2 protein-coding genes are annotated in these 1,882 nt (G+C 68.0%); both read right to left on the bottom strand.

The window, feature by feature from the left end:
• Window positions 1–28: 28 nt before the first annotated feature.
• Window positions 29–508 (bottom strand): hypothetical protein, encoded by a 480-nt coding sequence (locus ACFY10_RS55030; protein WP_390672984.1) that lies wholly within the window; start codon window positions 506–508, stop codon window positions 29–31.
• Window positions 505–1,758: an IS256 family transposase gene (locus ACFY10_RS55025; protein WP_390672983.1), complete on the bottom strand. Its 1,254-nt coding sequence runs from the start codon at window positions 1,756–1,758 to the stop codon at window positions 505–507. The genes ACFY10_RS55030 and ACFY10_RS55025 overlap by 4 nt, the downstream gene beginning before the upstream one ends.
• Between the last annotated feature and the right edge of the window lie 124 nt (window positions 1,759–1,882).

Genomic DNA, 1,882 nt, shown 5'->3' with positions numbered 1-1,882 from the left:
GAGAAATCGTCAAGACCTGTGGATCAAGTCAGTTGGGCTGGTCCCGGTGTCGCAGCTGACGGCTTGCTGCGTTTCGGACGCGGCGGGTTCGTCCGTGTTCTGCCAGCAGCCTGAGAGCCTTGGGTGAGGTCGCGATCTGCGTGGTTGCGGCCATGCGCTGGAACCAGTCGGTTGCTCCGGTGAGCTCTTCGGCGGTCCATGGGTCGCCCAGGGCGATGGTTCTGAGCAGGGTCCACTCGCGCAGGCGGAGGGTGAGGAAGCCGCGATCCGCGATCACCTCGGTCATGGTCTGAGCCCAGGCCGTGAACCAGGGGCCGGTCAGCAAGTCGGCGGCCCGGCGGTCCAGATGGCGGCCCACCGCGCTGTCCGCCATCGTCGCGTCCTGGTCGCGCAGGACGGCGGCCACCAGGTCGGCCTCGTCCGCCTCGGCGACGGCCTCCAGGGCCTGCAGGTAGCGGGCGAAGCGCCGATGCTCGGCGGGCTCCTCGTCGAGGTGGGGGCCGATCATGCCGCGAGCCCTTCCGGCCGCTCAACCAGCCGGCCGCGCTCGAAGCGGGCACCTGCCCGGACCAGTGCAACGAGGTGAGGTGCGTTGACTGAGCGCCAGCGGGCCTGCGCAGATTCGATCAGCTTGAACACCATGCTCAGCGCGGCAGCCCGGCTGCCGGCGCCCTTGGTGACCTTGGTTCGCAGCCGTACGGTGGCGAAGGTTGACTCGATGGGGTTCGTGGTCCGCAGATGGATCCAGTGCTCGGCGGGAAAATCGAAAAACGCCAGAAGCTCGTCCTCGTCGTCGGTGATCCGATTGACGACCTTGGGGTACTTCGCCCCGTACTGCTTGGCGAACGCGGCAACGGCCTTGGCGGCGTGCTCCTTGTCCTCGGCGTTGTAGATCTCCTGGATCGCGCGCTTGGCGGCGGGCTGGGCCGACTTCGGCAGTGCGTCCAGGACGTTGGCGGTCTTGTGCACCCAGCACCGCTGGTGGCGAGTGTCGGGGAAGACCTCCTGCGACGCGTTCCAGAAGCCGAGTGCGCCGTCGCCGACCGCCAGGATCGGGGCTCGCATGCCCCGGCGGGCGCAGTCCCGCAGCAGCCCTGCCCACGCTTCGGACGACTCGCGGTAGCCGTCGGTCATCGCGATCAGCTCCTTCGTGCCGTCCGCGCGCACCCCCATCAACACCAGCACGGCGGCTTTTGCCTCTTCCAGTCGGATCCGCAGGTGGATGCCGTCGGCCCAGACGTAGACGTAGTCGGTGGCGGACAGATCGCGGTCCATGAACGCCGTGTGGTCGGCCTGCCACTGGGCGGTCAGCCGGGTGACCGTCGCGGGCGAGAGGCCCGCCGCGGAGCCGAGGAACTGCTCGAGCGCGGGCATGAAATCACCGGAGGACAGGCCATGGAGGTAGAGCAGCGGCAGCACTTCGCTGATCTTCGGGGACCTGCGGCACCAGGGCGGCAGGATCGCCGAGGAGAACCGCTTGCGCTCACCGGTCGCCTCATCGATCCGCCTGTCGTTCACCCGCGGGGCCCTGACCTCGACTGCCCCGGCTGCCGTGGTGACCTTCCTCGGCTGGTGGAAACCGTTGCGCACGACCAGACGCCGGCCGATCTCGTCTCTCTGGTCTGCCAACTCGGCTATATAGGTGTTGACTTCGGCCTCCAGCGCGGCGGCCAGCATGCGCCGTGCGCCTTCCCTGACGATCTCGTCAATCAGGGAGCCCTTCGGGGTGGTGCCATCGGCGTTGACTACGCTGAGCACGGGCGTGCCTTCCCGACCGACGTTCGCAGCGTCGGCCTACTCGGTGACCTTCAATCGATCACTCGGGAAGGTACGCCCTTCGCGTGCAGCCCCGAGGCCGATCCACAGGTCTTGAGCATTGCTC

The sequence above is a fragment of the Streptomyces sp. NPDC001401 genome (genome assembly GCF_042895385.1).
GTDB lineage: Bacteria > Actinomycetota > Actinomycetes > Streptomycetales > Streptomycetaceae > Streptomyces.
Note: the sequence above shows the minus strand (reverse complement) of the source record. Positions and strands in the feature narration are given on the sequence as shown.

Bases quoted from the DNA above. Each gene is read 5' to 3' on its own strand.
- ACFY10_RS55030 (WP_390672984.1), bottom strand. From the start codon at position 508: ATGATCGGCCCCCACCTCGACGAGGAGCCCGCCGAGCATCGGCGCTTC.